Annotated in this window: 19 protein-coding genes, 2 pseudogenes and 1 riboswitch; of the genes and pseudogenes, 3 read left to right on the top strand and 18 right to left on the bottom strand. The window is 36.6% G+C overall.

The annotated features are described in order from the left end of the window. A partial coding sequence (locus tag HMPREF0819_RS00505) for an MFS transporter (protein ID WP_004230865.1) occupies positions 1-1,080 on the bottom strand: 1,080 nt, incomplete at its 3' end. A gap of 260 nt (positions 1,081-1,340) precedes the next feature. Between HMPREF0819_RS00505 and HMPREF0819_RS00500 the strand changes: the two genes are divergently transcribed. Beyond that, entirely contained in the window at positions 1,341-2,231 is an 891-nt protein-coding gene (locus HMPREF0819_RS00500; RefSeq protein ID WP_004230864.1) for an alpha/beta hydrolase, read from the top strand. A 77-nt stretch (positions 2,232-2,308) separates the two neighbouring features. Here the strand turns inward: HMPREF0819_RS00500 and cshA are convergent, their stop codons facing one another. From cshA to HMPREF0819_RS00480, 4 genes are all read right to left on the bottom strand, one after another. Beyond that, entirely contained in the window at positions 2,309-3,901 is a 1,593-nt protein-coding gene (cshA, locus tag HMPREF0819_RS00495; protein WP_004230862.1) for a degradosome RNA helicase CshA, read from the bottom strand. 355 nt (positions 3,902-4,256) lie between these two features. Then, a complete protein-coding gene (locus tag HMPREF0819_RS00490; protein ID WP_004230861.1) occupies positions 4,257-5,801 on the bottom strand; it encodes a peptide chain release factor 3 in 1,545 nt (514 codons plus the stop codon). 148 nt (positions 5,802-5,949) lie between these two features. Next, positions 5,950-6,951, bottom strand: a complete 1,002-nt coding sequence (locus HMPREF0819_RS09150) for a polymerase (RefSeq protein ID WP_237393032.1) — start codon at positions 6,949-6,951, stop codon at positions 5,950-5,952. Between the two features lie 158 nt (positions 6,952-7,109). After that, on the bottom strand, positions 7,110-8,474 hold the full coding sequence (locus HMPREF0819_RS00480) for a UDP-N-acetylmuramoyl-tripeptide--D-alanyl-D-alanine ligase (protein WP_004230856.1): 1,365 nt from the start codon (positions 8,472-8,474) through the stop codon (positions 7,110-7,112). A gap of 114 nt (positions 8,475-8,588) precedes the next feature. After that, positions 8,589-8,679, top strand: a riboswitch (THF riboswitch). 43 nt (positions 8,680-8,722) lie between these two features. On the opposite strand from HMPREF0819_RS00480, the gene HMPREF0819_RS00475 reads away from it, so the two are divergent. Further along, positions 8,723-9,280, top strand: a complete 558-nt coding sequence (locus tag HMPREF0819_RS00475; RefSeq protein ID WP_004230854.1) for a folate family ECF transporter S component — start codon at positions 8,723-8,725, stop codon at positions 9,278-9,280. Positions 9,281-9,359: 79 nt separating this feature from the next. On the opposite strand, the gene HMPREF0819_RS00470 is transcribed toward HMPREF0819_RS00475, so the two are convergent. The 11 genes and pseudogenes from HMPREF0819_RS00470 to HMPREF0819_RS00425 all read right to left on the bottom strand — a co-directional run bounded on the left by HMPREF0819_RS00470 (position 9,360) and on the right by HMPREF0819_RS00425 (position 20,098). Continuing rightward, complete coding sequence (locus HMPREF0819_RS00470; RefSeq protein WP_004230852.1) at positions 9,360-10,406, bottom strand: D-alanine--D-alanine ligase; 1,047 nt, start codon at positions 10,404-10,406, stop codon at positions 9,360-9,362. A 269-nt stretch (positions 10,407-10,675) separates the two neighbouring features. Continuing rightward, entirely contained in the window at positions 10,676-11,824 is a 1,149-nt protein-coding gene (locus HMPREF0819_RS00465; protein ID WP_004230850.1) for a DUF3329 domain-containing protein, read from the bottom strand. Then, a complete protein-coding gene (locus HMPREF0819_RS09515; protein ID WP_368656004.1) occupies positions 11,812-12,024 on the bottom strand; it encodes a DUF6056 family protein in 213 nt (70 codons plus the stop codon). The genes HMPREF0819_RS00465 and HMPREF0819_RS09515 overlap by 13 nt, the downstream gene beginning before the upstream one ends. A 145-nt stretch (positions 12,025-12,169) precedes the next feature. Then, positions 12,170-12,766 (bottom strand): recombination mediator RecR, encoded by a 597-nt coding sequence (gene recR / locus HMPREF0819_RS00460; RefSeq protein ID WP_044023234.1) that lies wholly within the window; start codon positions 12,764-12,766, stop codon positions 12,170-12,172. Positions 12,767-12,826: 60 nt separating this feature from the next. Further along, positions 12,827-14,905: a penicillin-binding protein PBP2B gene (pbp2b, locus tag HMPREF0819_RS00455; protein ID WP_004230844.1), complete on the bottom strand. Its 2,079-nt coding sequence runs from the start codon at positions 14,903-14,905 to the stop codon at positions 12,827-12,829. 171 nt (positions 14,906-15,076) lie between these two features. Then, positions 15,077-15,625, bottom strand: coding sequence for a hypothetical protein (locus HMPREF0819_RS00450; RefSeq protein WP_004230841.1), 549 nt, complete (start codon positions 15,623-15,625; stop codon positions 15,077-15,079). Between the two features lie 180 nt (positions 15,626-15,805). After that, positions 15,806-16,327: a transcription repressor NadR gene (locus HMPREF0819_RS00445; RefSeq protein ID WP_004230840.1), complete on the bottom strand. Its 522-nt coding sequence runs from the start codon at positions 16,325-16,327 to the stop codon at positions 15,806-15,808. Positions 16,328-16,515: 188 nt separating this feature from the next. Next, positions 16,516-17,208: a phosphoglycerate mutase gene (locus HMPREF0819_RS00440; RefSeq protein ID WP_004230839.1), complete on the bottom strand. Its 693-nt coding sequence runs from the start codon at positions 17,206-17,208 to the stop codon at positions 16,516-16,518. Between the two features lie 213 nt (positions 17,209-17,421). After that, positions 17,422-17,740, bottom strand: a pseudogene (locus tag HMPREF0819_RS00435) (DMT family transporter). A gap of 157 nt (positions 17,741-17,897) precedes the next feature. Beyond that, positions 17,898-19,781, bottom strand: coding sequence for a heavy metal translocating P-type ATPase (locus HMPREF0819_RS00430; RefSeq protein WP_004230836.1), 1,884 nt, complete (start codon positions 19,779-19,781; stop codon positions 17,898-17,900). Positions 19,782-19,783: 2 nt separating this feature from the next. Beyond that, positions 19,784-20,098: an ArsR/SmtB family transcription factor gene (locus tag HMPREF0819_RS00425; RefSeq protein WP_004230834.1), complete on the bottom strand. Its 315-nt coding sequence runs from the start codon at positions 20,096-20,098 to the stop codon at positions 19,784-19,786. 316 nt (positions 20,099-20,414) lie between these two features. On the opposite strand from HMPREF0819_RS00425, the gene HMPREF0819_RS00420 reads away from it, so the two are divergent. Next, complete coding sequence (locus HMPREF0819_RS00420) at positions 20,415-21,350, top strand: dihydroorotate oxidase (RefSeq protein ID WP_004230826.1); 936 nt, start codon at positions 20,415-20,417, stop codon at positions 21,348-21,350. A gap of 148 nt (positions 21,351-21,498) precedes the next feature. Here HMPREF0819_RS00420 and HMPREF0819_RS00415 read toward each other — a convergent pair whose 3' ends face one another. Continuing rightward, positions 21,499-22,989 (bottom strand): peptide MFS transporter, encoded by a 1,491-nt coding sequence (locus HMPREF0819_RS00415; RefSeq protein ID WP_044023398.1) that lies wholly within the window; start codon positions 22,987-22,989, stop codon positions 21,499-21,501. Between the two features lie 361 nt (positions 22,990-23,350). Next, positions 23,351-23,885, bottom strand: a pseudogene (locus HMPREF0819_RS00410) (transposase); the annotation flags it as partial.

Here is a 23,885-nt window from a genome sequence, read left to right as displayed (position 1 = left end):
CGCTGTGCCTAAAAAACTTGAAAGAAGTCCCATAATACTTGGTGACAAGAAACAACCAACATTTACCATGACAAGAACAATTGTTGTTGCCAAGTTAACAGAATTTTGAGGAGTTGCCCAACCAAGCCAATTATACATATATGGTACCGCAAATCCAAAACCAATACCACTAATAACCATAGATAAAAGCAATGTAAACAGATTATGAGAAATCGCTGTCAAAAAGAATCCTAAAGTCACTAGCAAAAAGCCAATTGGAAAAATTTTATCTCGCAATTTCTTGAAGAAAAATCCAAAAGATGCCCCAATTGGAATTCCGACTAAAGTTGAAAAACCTGCGACCATGGCTGCTGTCGAACTTGTCCCGATGCCATTTTCGATAATCATGTTTGGCAATTTATAGCTCATTGGCAAATAAAACATGAAAATAAAGAACATCAAAACAGCGATAAGAATTACCTTACAATTAACAGATTGTTTTTGAGGGCTATCATTTTGTACTGCTTGCCCACTTTCTTTTTTCAATGGTACAAACAAAGTAAACAGAATCAAAGCTGGAATAACAAGGAAATAAATCACAAAAACAGCATGCCAACTAATTGTGACTAGGTATCCTACCAAGAAAGAAGAAATTGCTGCACCAATACTACTCATAACATTTTGAAAACCAAGCATCGTTGCGCGCTCTTCTTCATTGTCATCGTAAAATTGAGGAATCAAACTAACTGCCAAAGAATTAAACAAACCAATCCCTGCCCCAAGTAAAAAACGTGAAATCAAAATCGGCGTAAAAGCTGTCGCGTACATTGGAAAAGTTCCAGCTAGTAAAGTAATTACCAAACCTGCCAAAACTATCAATTTTTGCCCTAAAAAACGAATCAAAAATGGACTGATGAACAAACCAACCATGATTCCAAAATTCGGAACGGTTGCCAAAGTTTCAACACCGCTCTGGCTAACTCCCGGAAATGCATCATACATTAGTGGCAACGCCGCTGAAATCTGCGGTGCTATCATCAAAAAGAGAGAAATAGAAAGCAAAGATATTTTAAAAGATAATCGATCTCTCACTGGTTTCATAGCAAAATCCTCCTAAAGTACAAAAATTCCTTATTCAAGAGCCTTGCAAGCGCTATCAAATGATTTACAGTTTTATTATAGTCGCTTAAAGCTTTTGTTAAAATAGCAATAGTTACAATAAAAAGGCACTCAGCAACCTTTTTAAACACATTTATTTAATAATTAGGTCACTAGGCGCCTATTTTTAGATAAGATAGTACTAGATTTTCCACCTTTTTTAACTTAAAATCAAATTATAAAAATAGAAACGAGGCCTCAAAATGGTAGTTAAAGAAAATATTTTAAAAGCTGCTAAAGCTATGAATGCTATGTGCAAAGAAAACGATGACAAACGTGACGCAGGCTTGCCACATGATATTCCTGAAGTGGAACGTTTTGATGATATTGCTTATGGTCCAAAGGAAAAATGGAACTTGTTGGATGTCTACCTTCCTAGAAAAAGAGGTAAAAAAGTTCCAACCATTATCAGCATCCACGGTGGAGGTTGGGTTTATGGAACAAAAGAAACCTACCAATTCTTTGGACTCAGTTTAGCTAAAAACGGATTTGCTTTTGTTAACTTTAACTATCAGCTAGCTCCCGAAGTTGAATTTCCTGGTGAACTCGACGATGTTAACCGTGCTATGCACTGGGTAGCAACACACGGCAGTGAGTATCATTTGGATTTAGATAATATTTTTATCATTGGAGATAGCGCTGGCGGACAGATGGCTATGCAATACTTAACAATCCTTACAAATGATGACTTCCGTCAAAAATTTGGATATGAAAAGCCTAACTTTATTGTTCGAGCTGCTGCAATCAATTGCGGCGCAGCATTTCTTAATCTGCCAGGTATAATTGAAGGAGCACCGCAAGCTTACTTTACAGACAATGTGTTAGAAACTAAAAAGGATATGCTTGAAACTGAAGAATATATCACACAAGATATTCCACCACTTCTGCTCACAACAGCAAGCCAAGATTTCATTCGTGATTGCACTGTTCGACTAGATGGTTTCTTAACTGCTAAGCACATCAATCATGTTTTTCGTAGTTATGGTACACCCGAAGAACCTAAAGCTCATGTCTTTAACTACAATGTCAAAGACCCTGTAGCAACAAAATGCAATTTAGAAATTTTAGACTTCTTCAAGCAATATCTTGCTTAATATCAACCACTTCTGCTGATTTGCAGAAGCTTTTTTCATACAAAAAAACACCCTGCTTAAGCAGAGTGTCTCAGTTATTATCTTTCACCTTTATTTCGGATAACAAATCCAGGTTTCTTTTCACTTGATGTGCGGTGTGGGCGTTTGTTATCTTTATTTTGGAAATCACGTTTGTTCTTAGATGATGTACGTTTGAAATCGCGGTAACCAGTGTCACGGTCATCACGTTTACGGTCACGTCCACCACGACGATTATCACGACCACGACGATTATCACGACCACGACCGTTATTGCGTCCACCTTTACGGTTGTTAAATCCACCACCTGAAGGTTTAAATGGTAATGGTTTTTCACGCGCAATTTCAACTTTTGGAAGAGTTTCAGGGTCTTTCACTGTTAAGCTCAAAATGTAAAGAGCTAACTCTTCTGGTGTGAATTCTGCTGCCAATTTAACCGCATCACCCTTAAATTTATCAAAGCTATTACGGATTTTTTCATCAGCAAAATCACGTTCAATTTTCTTAAGAGCAACTTTTTTCTTAGCTTTAAAGGCTTCGTCAGCTGTAGCTGGTTTCAAACCTTTCATGCGTTTTTTCGTCAATTTTTCAATAATTGACAAGTAACCCATTTCGTTTGGTGCTACAAAAGTGATAGATTGACCTTGTTTACCTGCACGACCTGTACGACCAATACGGTGAACGTAGCTTTCTGGGTCTTGTGGAATATCGTAGTTATAAACGTGTGTCACACCTGAAATATCAAGTCCACGCGCTGCAACGTCAGTCGCAACTAAGATATCGATATTATCGTTTTTAAAATCACGAAGGACACGAAGACGTTTACCTTGGTCAAGATCACCATGAATTCCTTCAGCACGGTAGCCACGCAATTTCAAACCACGTGTCAATTCATCGACACGACGTTTTGTACGTCCAAAGACAATTGACAATTCTGGTTGGTCAACGTCCATAAGACGAGTCATAGTATCAAATTTATCTTGTTCTTTAACACGGATATAATACTGATCAACAAGGTCAGTTGTTAATTCTTTAGCAGCCACTTTAACGTGTTCAGGATTTTGCATGAATTTAACACCGATACGTTTGATTGCTTCTGGCATTGTAGCTGAGAAAAGAAGCGTCTGACGTGTTTCTGGTACACGGCTGATAATAGCTTCAATATCTTCTAAGAATCCCATGTTAAGCATTTCATCTGCTTCATCAAGAATCAATGTTTCAACGTGTTCAAGTTTTAAAGCTTTACGTTTAATCAAATCAAGCAAACGTCCTGGTGTACCAACAACGATATGTGCACCTGAGCGAAGGGCTTTGATTTGTTTTTCAATGCTTGAACCGCCGTAAACTGAACGGACTTTAACTCCTTTTTCACGACCAAAACGGAACAATTCTTCTTGACCTTGAACCGCTAATTCACGTGTTGGCGCAATCACCAAAGCTTGAACAAGATTGCGACTTGTATCGATTTTATCTAAAGTTGGAAGACCAAAAGCTGCTGTCTTCCCAGTACCAGTTTGCGCTTGTCCGATAACATCCTTACCTTCCAATGCCAAAGGGATTGTCAACTCTTGGATTGGTGATGGCTCAACAAAGCCTGCTTTTTCAACAGCAGCAAGGATTGCTTCCGATAAGTTAAGTTCTGTAAATTTCAAATTTTTCTCTTTTCTAAAAGGCAGTGCGAAGCTGCCTTATTAAACTTTAATTTCGTTGTTTAACAACTTTTCTAGTGTAACATATTCTAGAACAAAAAGATAGGAAACAGGTACATTTAAATCATTAACACGCTTTCATAAATCTAACAATTTTAAATTTTCTGTAAAAAATGTTTTTGACAGTTTTTGAAAGAATTTTAAGGTTTCTTTAAGGATTGATAGATACAATATAAACATCCTAAAACTTTTCTTTTTCATAATCTCAAGAAAATAGCTCTGATTCATCAGGGCTGTTTTTTTATGTCAAATCTTAACTAGAAAAAAAGCCTGAGCTAGACTCAGACTTTTTTATTTATTACATTTTTTCTTCTAGTTCAACTTCAGGGTATTTATCTGCAAACCAACGAAGAGCAAAATCATTTTCGAAAAGGAAAACTGGTTGATCGAAGCGGTCTTTAGCCAAAATATTTCGGCTTGATGACATGCGTTCGTCAAGATTTTCTGGTTTAATCCAACGAACAGTCTTTTTACCCATTGGAGTCATGATAACTTCAGAATTGTATTCATTTTCCATACGGTGTTTGAACACTTCAAACTGCAACTGACCAACAGCACCAAGCATGTAATCACCAGTTTGATAGTTCTTGTACAATTGGATTGCTCCTTCTTGCACCAATTGTTCGATACCTTTGTGGAATGATTTTTGTTTCATGACGTTTTTAGCAGCAACTTTCATGAACAATTCTGGAGTGAAGGTTGGTAGTGGTTCAAATTCAAATTTATTTTTACCAACTGTCAATGTATCACCAACTTGGTAAGTTCCTGTATCGTAAACACCGATAATATCACCAGCAACGGCATTTTCAACATTTTCACGTGATTCTGCCATAAACTGTGTCACGTTTGATAATTTAACTGATTTTTTCGTACGTGCAAGATTCACACTCATACCACGTTCAAATTCACCTGAGACGATACGCACAAAGGCAATACGGTCACGGTGACGAGGGTCCATGTTAGCTTGGATTTTGAAAACAAATCCTGAGAAATCTTTATCGTAAGGATCGATTTCATTACCTTCAGTTGTTTTGTGACCATGAGGTTCTGGAGCAAATTGCAAGAATGTATCAAGGAAAGTTTGCACACCAAAGTTTGTAAGGGCAGAACCAAAAAAGACTGGTGTTAAATCACCTGATAAGATAGCTTCTTCTGAAAATTCATTTCCTGCTTCTTCTAGCAACTCAACATCTTCCAAGACTTGTTGGTAGAATGGGTTGTTAACAAATAATTTGTCACCATCTTCAAGCGCTGCAAAACGTTCATCACCTTTGTAAAGTTCCAAACGTTTGTTGTACAAATCATAAAGCCCTTCAAATGATTTCCCCATACCAATTGGCCAGTTCATTGGATAGCTTGCGATACCAAGCACTTCTTCCAATTCTTCCAAAAGATCAAGTGGTTCACGACCATCACGGTCAAGTTTGTTAATGAAAGTGAAAACTGGAATATTGCGGTGTTTTACAACTTCGAAAAGCTTTTTCGTTTGTGCTTCGATACCTTTGGCAGAGTCAACAACCATGACTGCTGCATCGACGGCCATAAGTGTACGGTAAGTATCTTCAGAGAAGTCCTCGTGCCCCGGTGTATCAAGGATATTAACACGTTTACCAGCGTAGTCAAATTGCATCACTGATGATGTTACAGAGATACCACGTTGTTTTTCGATATCCATCCAGTCAGATTTTGCGAAGTTACCTGTTTTTTTACCTTTAACAGTACCAGCTTCACGGATTTCTCCACCAAAATAAAGTAATTGTTCTGTAATTGTCGTTTTACCAGCATCCGGGTGACTGATGATGGCAAATGTACGACGTTTTTTAATATCATCTTGAATTGTCATTTTTTTTCCTTATCACTTTTAGTAAATTCTTAAATTACGATATCACAGTTTTTATTAGTGGCTACATTGGTCCACTCCTTTTTGCAATAGAAAAATAGAGCCATGGGACTCCATAACTCTATTATTATAACGAAAATTAGCCGCTATTTCAATATTTGTCCTCTAGCTTATCCTCAGAAAGCGCAAAATAATTTAGCAATAAGATGCTACAAATTTGAACAGTTGCACCATAATGTTCCATCGTATTGATAAAGAACGTTAACAAGAAAAGTAAGCTATGGAAAAGCGTGAATTTTTTACCCTTTAACTGAACCAATAAAAAGATTGGATACAAACAAAACAGTATAATACCTTGACGCAAAAGCGAGTCGACATAGAAACTATCATCGTACATTGGAATACCATTAATTTCTGTAAAAGTTGGAATATTTCTTGGCATCCAGTTCAAACCGAATTGTTCCAAATACGCATGCCCAATTCCTGTTCGTCCGGTAAATAAGTGATTTAATGTAACAAAGATAGGATTATCTGGCGTAAAATATCGTGGCAAAGCAAGACCAAGTGCAAACATTCCTACCACAAATGGCATAATAGCATAACCTGAAACCTTGATCTTTGATAAAATCGGCTTCAAGAAATAGCACAAAATAATGGCTAGAGCAATAAAGAATGAGGTTCTTGAATCAGTGACTGCAAAAACAAGCAAGGACGCTAGCAACATGACTAATCCACCCGTAAAGTTATATGATTTCTTAATCAATGAAAAATCAAAAACTAAACTAATGAAAAACATGCCCAGAGAATTTGGATGCATAAAGCCATAAGAATGTCTTACTAAATCCTTAGGACCTCGATACATTATCATATCATCTATAACATGCCCATTATAAGCAAACAATACCAAGATTCCTACAATCATCTTGAAATAAAGCAGTGCTTTAATTAACTTATCGTCATCTCTATCAACACTCACAGATAGTAGAAAGAAAAGAATCATGTTCAAATCATCTACTGCCGTGTCGAGATAATCTGATGTTGGCAATAAAATCAGAAAAGCAAGTGCAAAAATTCCAGCTAAAATTTTCTCAATTGAAAAGCCTGTTCGACGTAGGTTCCACAAATAAATTGCAAAACCGCCGATAATTGACACACTAGATATGAATAAGAAAAACGGTTGTGGAAACGGATAGCGTTTTAAAAACCACGCTAGAAATAAGATACAATATTCGATGAAGTACAGCACTCGATAAGCGAGAAGCCACTCTTCATTTTTTTCCCTAAATACTTTCTTTACCATCTCCTACTATCCTATTTCTCCAATGCTTCGACTACTTTAGCAAGATGCATTGAATTACTTCCTTTTAGCAAGATTTGGTCAGCTGGTTGCAAAACTGTTTGAACCGTTTTTAGCATGTCGTCAAATTGGTCTTCGTCAGCTGTTTTCTTGAAGTAATAAACTTTTCCAAGTGGGAACATTTGACTAGCTAGTTGAGCAAGCTCTGCAATATCTTCTCCGTAGAAAATGAGCGTATCAAGTACATCTGGTGACAAGCTCATAATCATACGCTTATGAAGTTCAACAGATTGTTCACCAAGTTCTTTCATATCAGCAAGTACAGCAATTTTTTTACCACCGCTATTAGCAGGAATTTTAGAAAATGTTTCTAAAATCAAACGCATAGCTGTCGGGTTGGCATTGTACACATCTGAAAGAATGTCAGCTCCATTTGCTGCTTTTTTCCATTCCGTACGGTTACGAGTCAATTCGATATTTTCAAGAGCCTCAACGATATCATCGTCAGAAATCGCTAGTAATTTACCAACATAGGCTGCTACCATTGCATTTGTAGCGTTGTATTTTCCTGGTACAGGAAGTGTAATTGGTCGATTGATGACATTTGTTGTAAAAGTCAAAGAATCCTTGCTTTCTTGCAAGTCATTCACAGAAATCTCTGCACCATCACCAAATCGAATAACCATTTGACCTTCTGGCAAGTAAGGATCAACAATTGAATCTGCCGGTGCAATCAAAATACCATCTGAATCCATACCGTCAACGATTTGAAGTTTACCTTTTGCAATCTTATCACGGCTACCGAAAAACTCTAAGTGAGCTTCACCAATCAATGTTACAACACCGATATGTGGTTTAGCAAGTTCTGATAGAAGATGAATATCGCCCATGTGATCTTGTCCCATTTCAAGGACAATCTTCTCAGTATCGTCAGGCATGTGAAGAGCTGTGTAAGGCAAACCAATCTCATTGTTATAGTTTCCTTGAGTCTTGTAAGTTTTGTATTCTGTTGATAAAACAGCCGCAATCATATCTTTTGTTGTTGTTTTACCGTTTGAACCAGTAACTGCGATGACATCAACACGTTGTTTTTCAAGATAATAGCTTGCTAACTCTTGGAAAGCCTGCAAACAATCATCAACTAAAATATAAGGATGACCTTCTACTTTACGTTCTGAGAAAGTAGCAACAGCACCATTTTCAAAAGCTGTTTCAATAAAGTCATGTCCATCACGCGCACCCTTTAGAGGTAAGAACAAATCACCCTTTTCAATCTTGCGACTGTCAAACTCAATTTGTCGCAGGGGAACGTCATCAAACTCCGAAATAGTATTTTTAGCGCCAACAACTTTGGCGACTTCATGCAATGTTAATTTCATTTTCAATCCTTTTTAATTTTTTAAAAAATCTAGTGTTAACGCTTTTTATTATACCACATTTTGTTAATCATGCAGCGATTTTTATGATACAATGTAACTGCAAAGCTTGTTTTGCACAGAGTAGATGATTCGCGTTAAGTGTGTGTGAATGGGATGTCGTCACACAACGAAGCAATTTGCGCGGTGAATCGTTGCATCCGCTGTTATTTTTTAACAGCTCCAGTTTTATGTTTTAAAAAGGAGCAAACATGAAAAACATTTTTCAAACACCCAAACTCACCCCTAAGCGCTTAGTTAGTCTTGCTATGTTAATTGCGCTTGCTTTCATTGTCGGGAAATTCTCAATTCCCATCATTCCACAACAATTAGTGGTTAGTTTAACCTTTATTGTCAATACTATTATTGGAATGATTGCTGGTCCTATCTGGGGAGCTATCAGTCTTGCTATTCTTGATGTTGTCGATAACCTATCAAGCGGTGCTGGTAACTTTATCATTTGGTGGACTGTCATGAAAGCTGTTCAGGGCTTTTTCTATGGTCTTTTCTTCTACGGAAAAGAAATCAGCTGGTCAAATAAACACGATTGGCTTCACGTCACATTTGCCACACTCGTAACCATGCTGATTGGAACCTTCATCTTCACGCCACTACTTGTTCAGATATATTTTGGTGTGCCATTCTGGGCACAATATCTTGCAGGGCGTTGGCTAAAAATCTTTGAAATTCCACTTCGTATTATCATTACAATGCTTGTTGTTCCGAGACTACAGCGCATCCCAGAACTACGCAAGCTTGCAAATCTATAAGCAAAAAATCTCAGAGAGTTATCCCATCTCTGAGGTTATTTTTGCACAGTAAAAAAGCACCTCAAGGGTGCTTTCTTTTTTAAATCAAATGACTTTCACGTTTTTCAAACATTTCTTTAGCCAACTCAACTAGTTTTTCAACTAAATCTGTGTAAGCAAGCCCCATGTTTTCCCAAAGAAGTGGATACATTGACCATTGTGTGAAACCAGGCATTGTATTCAATTCGTTGAGGTAAACATGTCCATCTTCTGTCAAGAAGAAATCACAACGTGACAATCCGCATCCGCCGATAGCACGGAAAGCTGTTGTTGCATAACCACGCATTTCTTCCATAATGTCGCTATCGATATGTGCTGGAATATCCATAGTAATTTTATTATCGATGTATTTAGCATCGTAATCATAGAAAGCAACGTCTTTAACAACTTCACCAGGCAATGTTGTTTTCACGTCAGCATTTCCTAAAATACCAACTTCGATTTCACGCGCATTGACACCAGTTTCAATAAGAATACGGCTATCATATTTAAGAGCAAAATCAATAGCAGTGCGAAGAGCTGCTTCGCCTTCAGCTTTTGAAATACCTACTGAAGAACCCATGTTAGCTGGTTTAACAAAGACTGGATAAGTCAATTTTTCATTTACTTCAGCAACCGTTTTTTCAAGATCAGCCCCTTCAACATAAGTCACGTAAGCAACAAGTGGTACACCTGCAGACTCAAGAACGTGTTTTGTTGAAATTTTATCCATGGCAACACTTGATGACAAGATGTTAGTTCCAACGTAAGGCATTTTAAGAATTTCAAGGAAGCCTTGGATTGAACCGTCTTCTCCCATTGGTCCATGAAGAACAGGGAAAACAACTGCTCCTTCTTCATAAATATCACTTGGTTTAATTTTTTGACTTTCAACAACTGTGTCGTTAGTCATCAATTTTTCATCATCAGCTGGTTTACTTGAAAATTCTTGTGTTTTGATAAAATCACCAGATTTTGTGATGAAGTAAGTTTTCACAAAGAATTTGTCATAATTAATCGCACGCATGACACTTTCAGCTGATAATACAGATACTTCACGCTCCGCAGAACGTCCACCATAAAGTAAAACAAGCGTTTCTTTTGCCATAAACTTTAATTACCTGAACAGAAAAAAGCTATTAAGCCACAAATCACTTAATACATTTTTTCAACGAGCCAAGCATAAGCCTAAAACAGACCAAAACCCAGCTCAAGTTCAATTCCTTTTCTATTACAATTTCCTACTTATGATACCACAAATAAAGCCACCTTTCAAATCACCTTAAGTGTTTTGATGATAGAAAATTTGACAAGCAAAAAAGCAGCAAACCGCTGCTTTCTAAACCTTAATTATTGACCAATATATACTCTGAATCATCAATATCCAGTAATAGTCTTTTTCTCAAAATAAACCGCCATCCATCTATTGAACCAATCATTTGGATCTGTTTTTACATTGGACGTTAATTGATAAGCATTATAATCTGTTTTAGGAGTACTTAACAAGGGCAGCATTACATCACTATTTTTGGGCGCATCATATAATATACTATACTGATTGGATACTTCCTTAAATGATTTTGTTAAATCATTATTCACACTCAAGTAACTTTGAACAAATAGAATCATCAAAAGTAGTGAAATAACAAATACAGATTTCCTAATTCTCTGATTTAAGATATTTATTAAGCTAAATAAAACAATTCCAATAAATAATACCGCACCAAAAAATGTTCTTTTTGGGGTTTCTGGAGATAAGACTAATGCAAAAGTCGATGCAAAATGCCCAATAACTAATATACTTAATAAGCTGACAGTTTCTATAGAGAGCTGTACTTTTTTAATAACTAATATAATAAGTAAAATAATTATTAAAATATAAATTAACCAATAATTCTGAATTAAGCTATCTAAAATTAGTCTAAAATTATTTTTTAAGACATCAAAATTCAGTGCCATCCCACCACGTTTCTGTGACCCTTGAGATTTTATCATCAATAAGAATCCTAATCCACCAGTAAATAAGCTTCCTAATCCAAATATTGTTCCTTTACTTTTATAAGGATAGTGAATAATCAAGTACAGAAATGCCATTAATAAAATTGCCGGCGATGAATTTTCATTGCACGCTCCAGCTAAAAATCCCAAAATCATAATTCCAATTCCTTTTAAATTGGAAATTTCTCTATTAGCTATTGATATAATACATTTAAAGTAAGTGAGATAAATAACACTAGTCCATAAATAATTTCCTGAACCAGAGCCCCATAGAACAGATTTCCCTATTTCTGGAAGATAAAACCATAAAAATATAAATAACAATAGGTAGGAAACTGGAGTGATTTTAACAACTTCTTTTACTTTACTGATAGAAAGCAAGAGGAACATCAGTGTTAAATAAGCCAATGTATTAAAAACATCAAAGTATACTTTTTTAAATTGTAAAAAGAATTGCACTATTGAGTGCACTACAAAACGACCATTCCACAATTGCCAATGATTGATTTGAGATTTCAAAATTGCCAATGATTGATTTGAGATTTCAAAATTGAAAACAACCCGTTAATACGCTTAGGATGTGCGGTTGGCAAATACCCCTGATAAACAAAATGATAAGTATAATCATCCGATGTAAATAATGTTAGACGATTTAAGTGGAAAATTAGTATTGCAAAAATAGCACTAAGCCCTAAAAACCAAAAATATCGATTTCTTTTAGAATTCAACTTTGGCTGAGTATCACCATTATTCAAAATCGCTAGCCCAATACCTTTCTAATAAAAGCTTCTCACGTTTTTTTATTATAGCACATTCATTCAAACTTGAAACTAACTATTATCAAAAAAAGCAGCAAATCACTGCTTTCTTAGTTTATAATTCTGTTCGGTTTTCGATGGCACGAAGTAGGGTCACTTCGTCAGCGTATTCGATATCAGACCCAACAGCTAGCCCACGTGCTAAGCGTGTCACTTTGATACCTGCTGGCTTTAAGACACGCGAAATATACATAGCAGTTGCCTCGCCGTCTGCTGTAGCATTAGTTGCAATGATGACTTCACTCACTTCACTGTCCATCAAACGTGTGATTAATGATTTCAAATTAATATCATCAGGTCCAACGCCGTTCATCGGTGAAATCAATCCATGTAAAACGTGGTAAAGCCCATGATATTCTTGAATTTTTTCCATGGCAGAAACATCTTTTGAATCTTCAACGACCAAAATCACTGAACGTTTTCGTGTTTTATCAGTACAAATACTGCAAGGGTCGTCATCAGTTAGATTGCCACAGATAGAACAATAAGTCAATTCACGCTTAGCTGATAATAAATTTTTGGCAAATTCATTCACATCTTCATCAGACATTCCAATAGTATAGAAAGCTAAGCGAGTTGCTGTTTTAATCCCGATTCCAGGTAATTTTGTAAAACTATCAATTAATTTTGCAATAGGTGCTGGATAAAGCATAACTTCTCCCTTCGATAAAGTCACGAGCCGACCGACATAGGCCGACTCGCACTCATTTTATTATTGATTTGCGTAAGTTGACATGTACAGATTAATAATGTCACGCGCAATTAATTGGTTAGGGTGATTTTCATCACTTGTCAAGTGAGGAATGATTACGGCTACCGCAATTTTAGAATCATCACTTCTTGAATAATCATAAGCAAGGACACTTAAGTTAACAGTTGTAATGACGTTACCATTATCAACCGCATAAGTTTCGGCTGTACCAGTTTTACCAGCAATAGTCACATTTCCTCTCATGTGAGTACCGGTTGCATAACCACTTGTACCATTAACTACTTGGTAGAAACCTTGTTGAAGAAGCGCCATCTCACTATTTGAAATGTTAACTTTATTCAATACATTAGTTTCAATAGTTTTAGACAATGTTCCTAGACCTGTTGTCCCATCGTTGTCATAAACACTATCAACTAAGTGGGGAGCAACACGCTTACCACCATTTGCTACTGTTGCAGCATACTGAGCCAATTGCATTGGTGTATATGAATCATACTGACCAAAAGCTTCTGTCAAAACATTACCTGCAGAGTAATCATCTTCAAGATAACCCGTTGTTGTTTCGGGAAGGTCGATACCAGTACTTGTACCAAGACCATACTCAGCATATGTTGCACGAAGTTCTTCCATCGCATCTTTCATACCATCAGTTGAAAGTGCCATACCAGAATAATACTCTTGTCCCATCATCTTAAGAGCAACTTGAACCATGTAAGTATTTGAAGAATACTCAAGTGCTTGGACAGCTGTAATATTCGTTGCACCACTACCAGTGAACCAAGATTTGATGGCTGGTGAACCAGCTAGGTTGATTGATTGATCTGCAATAACCTGATTTCCAGAAATAGCATTATTTTCCCAACCTGAACTAATTGTCGCGGCTTTGACAACAGACCCTGGTACAAAAATATCATTAATGGCACCTAATGCGTCTAGAGTAGTTGTTGCTTCTCCAGTTTCATGAGACAGACCAGCCATAGCTAGAATAGCACCTGTTTGAGGATTCAAAGCGACTGCATAAGCACCTTCTGAATAAGTTGCATAGCCCGCAGCAATCTCAGCACTGTAATATTGATTTAAAATATTTTCAACGCCAGATTGGAATTCTGAATTAACCGTCAATTTCAAGTTTTTACCAGCTTTTCCCCCGCTAGTCACATCATCTGAAACCACACTACCAGTCTTATCTGTAGTAATTTTACGAACGGTGTGTGTACCTTGAAGCTCATCTTCATAGGCTTTTTCAAGATAAGATGTTCCGACACGATCATTCATAGAGTAACCTTTAGCAAGGTAGTCTTCTGCTTCTTCAGCTGGTAGACCAGATTGTTTTGAAGAAACCGTACCAATGACTGATGACAATGAACTTTCTGATGTTTGACGATCCCAATCAGTCGCAATTGAAATTCCTGATAATTTTAATCGATTTGCTGTGATATAAGCAATCTGCTCGTCTGTTAAATCACCTGTTGTTAAATTGACCGTGCTAAATGTTGAGGCAGCGTTCATTTGACTAAAAATGTATACCAATTTCAATTCATCTTCAGAGTAATTAATCTCATCATCGGTCACTGCTTTTACAGCATTCGCATAGACTTTAGATTCTGTTAAATTGTTACCGTAATTATCATATTTTTCTTTATCTGGCAAACTCTTAACCACTTTAGCATAAGTATCAGAATCAGCTAGATAATAATCTTTCTTCTGACGAGTAGTTACGTTTGTCTCTGTGAAATCTACCAAAGTTGACAAAGTCTTAGCAAGTTTTTTCATTTCTTCAGCGGTAATGATATTGCTCCGTGTGAAAGCAACGACCTGCTTAACATTATTAGAAACCAATAGGTTTCCCGCCGCATCAAAAATTTGTCCACGCGGACTTGACGAAGTTACTTTGTAGGTAGTTGATGAATTCAACTTAGTGTCATAAAATGATTTATTCAAAATTTGCATCTGAGCTAATCTTAAAACGATAATTGAAAATAAAACAACAATAACCGCAAAAATCAAATAAATACGCTTTGTGATACTAGTTCTTTTTTTGACAATTTTAATCTTGCCCAATCTCTTCTTAACTGACATTCTTTCCTCACAATTAAAAGCTTCGCTTTATATTTTATCACAATTTACTTAAAAGAGAGTGGCTCAAAATGTAAAAGTTTCACTTTTTTACATATCGTTTTTTCAAGAAAAAATCAGCTCATTTTAGATATAAAAAAGTGAGGAATTATTCCATTCCTCACCAACTTAAAATTATTTTGCGTCAACTGAAAAATCAACGCCAACTTTATCACGCAAGAATTTCCAAAGGAAATAGGCAATATAAAAATCAATAGCACCGTGAACAAGAGAACCAACACCAATCAATCCAACTAATGACCAAACATAGGCTGCTCCTGTATGTGCGCCAGCAGTCAAGACCAAAACAACAATAAATTCAGCTAAACCGTGTAAAATATTTAGAAACAAAGCTAAACCAAATGTCAAAGCTGGTTTTTCAAGCAAAGCTGGACGTTTTTTGACCAAAATTGCACCAACTAATGCAAAAAGTAAGTGTGACACTGCTCGCAAAACAATGACAATCGGAAAACCTGCTAACAAGAATCCAAGACTTGTTCCAAGTGCAACTAATGCTGCCACTGGTGGTGAAATAAACATAGCCATAAACACTGGAACATGACTAGCCAAAGTAAATGATGCTGGACCAATAACGACCTTAACAGGCATAATCATTGGAATCAAAATCCCAAAAGCAACTAAAATTGCTGTAAAAGCAAGAGACTTAGTTTGATGACGTCTCATATGGTAACTCCTTTTATGTATATATGATAATACCTGGCATGATCCCCAATTATCACCCAGGTACTGAAGATAGCTTTAATCAATTAACCAAAGGCAATTTGACGTTTTTTTGAAATTAGTTAATTGATCTTGCCTATTATAAATAAAAAAAGAACAGGTGTCAAGACACCTGTAGTTGTTCTAATTTGATTTTAAAAGAATGCCTTTATCAGATAAAAGTGCTTTGATTTCTTCAAATTCATCTTTTGAATGACATGACAATGTATGTGTATGAATACCTTCTGTTAAAGATGATAAAAGTGTCGCATTAGAATGCTCAATCTTGTCTACAAAATTATCAATATCTTCTTTGCTTTTAATATTAAGTGGTGCCGTTAACATCCCGTAAACCGGATGCTCAACCTCCACATCAACCATAATACCACCTTTAGAAACCACACAATCCAATTCTTCTTTTGTTCTTTCTGGATCGTGTTGACAAGCAATCTTTCCAATAAATTGATGCGAATAAAGTGCTTGTGACAAAACATATCCTTTAGGTGTTGAAATCACATCATGATTTGCTGCTCGAAGTAAAGCAACATCTCCAACGATGATTTGACGACTAACACCAAGCTGGCTTGCTAAAGTACTGGCTGAAATGGGAACTTGTGTCTGACTTAACATATCAATAATTTTTTGACGGCGCTCTGCTGCTTTCATAAAAGCCCCCTTTAATAATTTAATACTTACTATTAATCATACCATAAAACCTTAAAAATATAGAAGGGGTATGACTTAATAAAATATTTTCGTAATAAAAATCTAAACAAATTCAAAAAAAGCACTCTAGGTGATAGCCTAGAATGCTTTAATATCAAGGGTTTTAAGCCTTATAATCTTATATCAGATTACTTACCCAAGAAGTATTCGTTAGTAACGTTCAATTTTTCATCGAATTCGAATACAAGTGGTGGGAAGTTAGGGATTTCAACATCCATAATTTCGTCATCTGACAATTGTTTGATGTGTTTTACAAGAGCGCGGATTGAGTTACCGTGAGCACCTACAAAGACGTTTTTACCATCTTTAAGAGCTGGAGCGATTTTATCTTCCCAGAATGGAAGAGCGCGTTCCAAAGTAACTTTCAAGTTTTCAGCATCTGGAACAACTTTGTCGTCAAGGTTAGCGTAACGACGGTCAGTGTGTGCTGAGTATTGGTCATCTTTAGCCATAGCTGGTGGCAATACATCGTAAGAACGACGCCAGATGTGAACTTGTTCGTCACCCCATTTTTCAGCTGCTTCAGCTTTGTTTTGACCAGTCAAACCACCGTAGTGACGTTCGTTCAAGCGCCATGATTTTTCAACTGGAACCCAAAGTTGGTCAGAAGCTTCAAGAGCAAGGTTAGTTGTTTTGATAGCACGTTTAAGAACTGAAGTGAAAGCAACATCGAATTCGATTCCTGCTTCTTTGATCAATTTACCAGCATCAGTAGCTTGTTTAGTTCCTTCTTCTGTAAGGTCAACGTCAGCCCAACCAGTGAAAAGGTTAGCTTTGTTCCATTCAGATTGACCGTGGCGTGCAAACACTAATTTTACCATTAGATAAAGTCTCCTTTAAAATAGTCCAAAGGCTATAAATACACAGCGAAAAATAGATATTAACCTTTTTTCTGAAAACAGATATACAATTAAACTATTTTTGGCTCAGCATTTTAACCAATTTTTATTACGACCGATAAGTCGTTTACCTTTACTATTCTACCCAAAAAGCTGTAAAAAAGCTAGTAAAATTACTAATTTTCTCTAAAAGACTCAATGTCCGCTGGTCATTTTTAAACCGATAATTCCAATGACAACCAAAATCAAAAAAAAGTAGGCAAGCGGTGATAATTGGTCTTTCAGAAAGACAATTCCAACAACTACTATTCCGATTGCACCAATCCCTGTCCAAATCGGATAAGCAAGACTCATTGGAGATCCTTTAACGCACGCCTAAAAAGACAAAGCTAAAAACCATTCCAAGAATGGTTACCATTGAGTAGCCAAGCCTGCTAAAATTCTCACTTAATTTCATACTCGTTGCCCAAACGACCTCCAATATTTCTGCGAAAATCAAATAAATCCACGTCATTTTACTCTTCTTTTCCTTGATAAAATAAAAAAATGGCAACAACACCATTTCTCTATCCAAAAGGATATCCCTACGAAAAAATGTTATCGCCATTCCCACTTTCAAAAGAAAGTGTAGCTTACTATATGATTAAAGCTATTATAGTTCAAATTATTTTTTATGTCAATTTCATTGTTCGCATAGCATTAAGCGTAGCAAGTACTGTTACACCAACATCAGCAAAGATGGCAAGCCACATATTAGCTAAGCCAAGACTTGCCAGGATTAAGACAAGAACTTTAATTCCAATTGAAAAGACAATATTTTCTCGAGTAATAGTGATTGTTCTTCGCGCAATTTTAATGGCTTGCGCGATTTTTGATAAACGGTCATTCATCACAACAACATCTGCTGCCTCAATGGCAACATCACTACCAAGTCCTCCCATTGCAATACCAACATCAGCACGCGCCAAAACTGGAGCATCATTAATCCCATCACCAACAAAACCAACTGTCGCACGGAGATTTTTTTGAGCTAAGTAATTTTCAAGTTCAGTCACTTTATCTGCTGGTAATAGCTCAGCTTTGTAGTCAGTCATAAAAAGCTCACCAGCCACCTTCTCAGCAACTTCGTGACGGTCTCCTGTCAACATGACTAAATTCTTAACACCAGCTTTTCGAAGCTGCTCTAAAGCTTCTTTCGTATCTGATTTGATACAATCTGAAATAACAATGTGCCCAGCGTATTTACCATCAATAGCAACATGGACAATTGTCCCTACTTTATGACAAGTCTTCCAATCAGCACCTAGGCTATCCATAAACTTAGTATTACCAACTGCAACATCGTGTCCATTAACTTTGGCAGTAATACCGTAGCCAGATTTTTCAACCACATCAGTAATCGAACAATCATCAGCTTCTTTTTCATAAGCTTCACGCAATGATTGAGCAATTGGATGACTTGAAAAACGTTCAACATGACTTGTAAGATGCAACAAGTGTTCTTTCTTGATGTCATTTGGGTGAAGAGCTGTCACCTCAAAAACACCTTCTGTCAATGTCCCTGTTTTATCAAGTAACAAAGTTTCAAGATTAGCCAAACTTTCAAGATAATTTGACCCTTTAATTAAAACACCAGCCTTCGAACTTGCTCCGAGTCCTCCAAAGAAACTTAGTGGAATCGAAATCACCAAAGCACATGGGCAAGAAATTACAAGGAAAGTCAATGCACGGCTTAGCCACTCTGGAAAATTAGCCAAGAAATTTCCTGACAATAAGGGTGGCAAAAATGCTAAAACAAGAGCTGCAACCACAACCGTTGGCGTGTAAATCGCTGCGAACTTGCTCATGAAACGTTCACTTTTTGACTTGTTGGCAGATGAATTTTCAAGTAAGTCCAAAATTTTGCTCAAGGTTGAATTTTCAACGGTATGAAGAACTTTGACCCGAATGACTCCAGTCATGTTAATCATTCCCGAAAGAACTTGGTCGCCAACTTGAACACTTTTAGGTAAACTTTCTCCAGTCAAAGCTGCAGTATCAATAGATGATTCACCCGAAATCAAAATACCATCAATCGCCACCTTTTCACCAGGTCGAATGACAATTACTTGGCCTTCTTGTACATCTTTTGGTTCAACATCACTAATATTGCCATCAACTTCTAAATGAACCAAATCAGGTCGTAAATTTAGCAATTCTGAAATTGATTTCTCGCTACTTCCTTCTGCGATGTGCTCAAAGAATTCACCGACTTGATAGAAAATCATAACAAATACTGCTTCTGCAAACTCTGATTCTCCCGTCATAAAACTAAGTGCAAATGCTCCAAGCGTCGCTAGAGACATCAAAAAATGCTCACTAAAAACTTTACCTTGACTGATTTTCAGCACAGCTTTTTTCAAAACATCATAGCCAGTCATCAAAAATGGAATAGCATACAGAAGTGCCTGCAATACTAGATTAGCACGGCTAACCTTCACAACGATAAAAACAACAATAAAAACTAGCGTTGCTAGCAAAATCCGATAAAGGAATTTTTTATGTTTATCTGACATCTTTAGTCCTCCTGATAATGCTCTACAACAGACTCCAAAACTTGAGTGATATGCCTATCAGCAAGGGCATAAATCTGATTTTTTCCATCACGACGAACAGAAACAATCTTGAGATTTTTAAGCAGACTCAACTGATGCGAAACAGCTGACGGTGTCATTCCAAGAATTTCTGCTAATTCGCTAGATTTCAGCTCTCCCTTACTCAAGCAAGAAATGATTTGCAAACGCGTAGTATTTCCAAGTACTTTAAAAAAACTAGAAACATTGTTTAACAATTCACCCTGTAGCAAGTTTTGTGATTTATTATTATCTTTCATTATTCTTCTCCTCTATCACTAAAACACTTGAACGTTTGTTCAATTGTTCTAGTAAATTTAATATACCACTTTTATAAAATGCTAGCAAGTCTTTACATTCATATCATCAAAAATTCTATTCATTCCTTTTTTGTGCTATTTTTTTGCTATAAAAGTATCTTTTATTCTATTAAGTTCTCTATATCTTTCTATTTTTACGTATATTACAAAATATCGTTCGGAAAAACACTTGAATTAACATTTATAAAATAGTATAATAGTGGCAGTAATATTTTAGGACATTTGTCGCTTTCATTAATATATCTTGGAGGACTTTATGGTTTCAACTGCTACTAAAATCGGTTCATTCGATTTTGATAATTGCCTTATGAATGCCGCTGGCGTTTATTGTATGACACGTGAAGAATTGGCTGAGATTGAAGATTCAGCTGCTGGTTCTTTTGTGACAAAAACAGGAACGCTCGTTGCACGACCAGGCAACCCTGAGCCACGTTATGCTGATACTGCACTTGGTTCAATTAATTCTATGGGCTTACCAAACCATGGCTATCAATATTATCTTGATTATGTCACAGAACTCCAAAATAACCCAGAAAGCAAAAATCACTTCTTGTCACTTGTTGGTATGTCAGAAGAAGAAACTCATACTATTTTGAAAGCTGTCCAAGCTTCTGATTATCAAGGACTAGTTGAATTAAACCTTTCTTGTCCAAATGTCCCTGGCAAACCACAAATCGCCTACGACTTTGAATCCACTGAAAAAATCTTAACAGATATCTTCACATACTTTACAAAACCACTTGGTGTCAAACTTCCACCTTACTTTGATATTGCTCATTTTGACCGAGCAGCTACCATTTTTAACAAATTCCTACTTACTTTTGTTAACTGCATTAACTCAGTTGGAAACGGCTTAGTCATTGACGACGAGACTGTTGTTATCAAGCCTAAAAATGGTTTTGGTGGAATCGGTGGTGATTATGTTAAACCAACTGCACTAGCTAACGTTCATGCATTCTACAAACGTTTAAATCCATCTATCCAAATCATCGGAACTGGTGGTGTCAAATCTGGTCGAGATGCATTTGAACATATTCTTTGCGGAGCAAGCATGGTTCAACTCGGAACAATTCTACACCAAGAAGGGCCTGTTGCTTTTGCACGTATTACTGACGAGTTGAAAGCTATCATGGAAGAAAAAGGCTATGAAACACTAGATGACTTCCGCGGAAAATTACATTACATTGATTAATAAAAAACAGGTCATAAAGATTTTGTACTACCTGTTTTAGTGAACATTCTTAACTTCGAGCAATAAAAAAAGCGAGAACAATTGTTCTCGCTCGAGGTTTTGATTGTCACCTCCTATTAATTGACAAAAACCTCTTTGTTTTATTTTATTATTTGTCGTTACGCATTAATTTCAATACAGGTTTGTTAATGAAGAGTAGCATAACACCTACAGCAAGACAAACCAAACCTAGGATACCGAAGAATGCAACTTCTGTTTCTTTAGCAAAGTATGGTGTAATCAAAGCGTTCACAGCTTGTGAAGTTGAGTCTGCCAAGAACCAAAGAGCAACCATTTGAGATTGGAAAGCAAGTGGTGCAAGGCGAGTTGAAACAGATAGACCAACTGGAGAAACAAGCAATTCACCAGCCATTTGAACAGCAAACATGATAACCAACCACATGAAGCTTACACGTTTATCAGTTCCGTATAAGATACCTGGCAACGCCATAATCAAGTATGAAACACCAGTTAACAAAAGACCAAGTCCAAATTTAGTTACTGGAGAAGGTTGACGTTCACCCATTTTGTTCCAAAGCCATACAAAGGCAGGTGTTAAAGCAACGATGAACAATGGGTTAAGCAATTGATACCATGATGGATCAATGTACAAGTTCATTCCAAAGATAGTTGGATGTAAGTTTGAACGAGTTTCACCCCAAACAGCGATAACTGTTGCACTTTGTTCTTCGACCAACCAGAAGATGATTGAAGATAAGAACAATGGAAGGTATGCCATCAATTGTTTACGTTCAGTGCTTGATACTTTCTTAGAAGTAAACATCATGAAAAAGTAAATAAATGGGATGAAAATACCAGCCATTGAAAGAATATTTACTAGATTATTAACAAAATTAGATGGGTTTGCTCGGTAAAGGAAAGTTCCACCAACAGTACAGATAACAAGACCGATAGCTAATTTTACTAATAATCCCCGTTTTTCTGCTGAAGTCATTGGGTTTGATGGTTTATTTCCCAATTCTGGGAATTGTTTCATACGACCAAACCAGTAAACGAACAATGCAAGCACCATACCAATAGCAGCAAGTGAGAAACCTAGGTGGTAGTTGATACTTTGACCAACTGTACCTACTACAATCGGCGCAAGCAATGAACCAATATTAATACCAATAACAAAGATGTTAAATCCTGTATCGCGACGTGGGTCATCTGCAGCATACAAGTGACCGACCATATTTGAAATGTTAGGTTTCAACATCCCAGTTCCCAAGATAATGAAGAAAAGGGAGATAAACAGAGATGTTAATCCAAAAGGAACGGCTAAAACAATATGACCAAGAGTGATAAGAATACCACCGATGAAGATTGTTTGAGATGCTCCCAGAACACGGTCTGCGAACCATCCACCAATAATACCTGAAAGATATACTAACGCACCATAGATACTAACAATCGCCATCGCTTGTGGTTTAGGAAGTCCCAAACCTGCATTCGGCGCAGTAACTGATGCATACAAGTAGTAAATCAAGATGGCACGCATGCCATAGTAAGAAAAACGTTCCCAAAGTTCTGTTTGGAATAGTGTAAACAAAGCCTTAGGTTGTCCAAAAAAAGTTTGTTCTATTTTATTATTTTCCATACTTTCCATTATAATGGTCTTTGTTTAGTTTAGCAATACAAAATTTTCACATAATTTGAAATTTTTATATTAATAAGGTCCGAAGATCCCCAATTTTTCGCCCTTTTTGCTAGTGTAATCAACTATTTATTTTTTCTTACTGCATAATTAAACAAATTTTGAAAAATTTCACAAACGTGCATTTTATCACTAACTTTCTTCAATTGCCTTAGAATTGCGTAAAAAGTTAGCTGGATACATTGCACCCCGATTTTAGCTCATGAAAAAAACATCCACTGGACGCAACTCGCTTTCGAATTTCTTGGCTCATGAAAAAAACGGGCTCTTTGTCAACTGTAGTGGGTGACTTATAATCTTATCATCAAACCCGGGAGAGGACCAAATTGGTCTTCTCTTTTTTGCTGTTCAAAGCGATAAGGATTTTAGTTTTAAAGTTTTTGAAGTTACGAAAGCCAAAGGCTTGTCGTTTGATGTCTTTGATGAGCTTGTTGGTATCTTCCAGTTTGGCATTGGAATAGGGATAGTTCAATGCGTTTGTAATATAAGTTTGGTATTTTTTAAAGGTCTTAAAGACAGTTTTAAAGGAATTATTGACTGCATCAAGGTTGTCCTCGATAAGGCCAAAGAATTCACTTGTCCGCTTCTCTTGAAAATGAAAGAGCAGGAGCTGATACAGGTCATAATAATAGCGTAGTTCATCAGAGTAAGCCAAGGTTTTGCCGATGATCTCTCGAGGTGTGAGTCTTTGTCTAAACGTGCGTGAATAAAAGCTATTTTGTTAGAGCTTTCGAGAGTCTTTTGGGAGAATTTTCCAATGATTTTTCATAGCTCGGTAAGGTAGAGATTTATCATCAAATGTCTTCATAATGGCAATTCTAGTTGTCATCATGGCACGG

Origin of the sequence: Streptococcus equinus ATCC 9812, assembly GCF_000187265.1 — a bacterium.
In the GTDB taxonomy this organism is placed as follows: domain Bacteria; phylum Bacillota; class Bacilli; order Lactobacillales; family Streptococcaceae; genus Streptococcus; species Streptococcus equinus.
The sequence above is the reverse complement of the archived record's forward strand: the minus strand, read 5'-3'. Positions and strand labels throughout refer to the sequence as shown.

Coding starts and splice junctions, on each gene's coding strand:
- HMPREF0819_RS00500 (WP_004230864.1), top strand. CDS start 1,341: ATGGTAGTTAAAGAAAATATTTTAAAAGCTGCTAAAGCTATGAATGCT.
- HMPREF0819_RS00490 (WP_004230861.1), bottom strand. CDS start 5,801: ATGACAATTCAAGATGATATTAAAAAACGTCGTACATTTGCCATCATC.
- HMPREF0819_RS00480 (WP_004230856.1), bottom strand. CDS start 8,474: ATGAAATTAACATTGCATGAAGTCGCCAAAGTTGTTGGCGCTAAAAAT.
- HMPREF0819_RS00475 (WP_004230854.1), top strand. CDS start 8,723: ATGAAAAACATTTTTCAAACACCCAAACTCACCCCTAAGCGCTTAGTT.
- HMPREF0819_RS00470 (WP_004230852.1), bottom strand. CDS start 10,406: ATGGCAAAAGAAACGCTTGTTTTACTTTATGGTGGACGTTCTGCGGAG.
- recR (WP_044023234.1), bottom strand. CDS start 12,766: ATGCTTTATCCAGCACCTATTGCAAAATTAATTGATAGTTTTACAAAA.
- pbp2b (WP_004230844.1), bottom strand. CDS start 14,905: ATGTCAGTTAAGAAGAGATTGGGCAAGATTAAAATTGTCAAAAAAAGA.
- HMPREF0819_RS00450 (WP_004230841.1), bottom strand. CDS start 15,625: ATGAGACGTCATCAAACTAAGTCTCTTGCTTTTACAGCAATTTTAGTT.
- HMPREF0819_RS00445 (WP_004230840.1), bottom strand. CDS start 16,327: ATGAAAGCAGCAGAGCGCCGTCAAAAAATTATTGATATGTTAAGTCAG.
- HMPREF0819_RS00440 (WP_004230839.1), bottom strand. CDS start 17,208: ATGGTAAAATTAGTGTTTGCACGCCACGGTCAATCTGAATGGAACAAA.
- HMPREF0819_RS00430 (WP_004230836.1), bottom strand. CDS start 19,781: ATGTCAGATAAACATAAAAAATTCCTTTATCGGATTTTGCTAGCAACG.
- HMPREF0819_RS00425 (WP_004230834.1), bottom strand. CDS start 20,098: ATGAAAGATAATAATAAATCACAAAACTTGCTACAGGGTGAATTGTTA.
- HMPREF0819_RS00420 (WP_004230826.1), top strand. CDS start 20,415: ATGGTTTCAACTGCTACTAAAATCGGTTCATTCGATTTTGATAATTGC.
- HMPREF0819_RS00415 (WP_044023398.1), bottom strand. CDS start 22,989: ATGGAAAATAATAAAATAGAACAAACTTTTTTTGGACAACCTAAGGCT.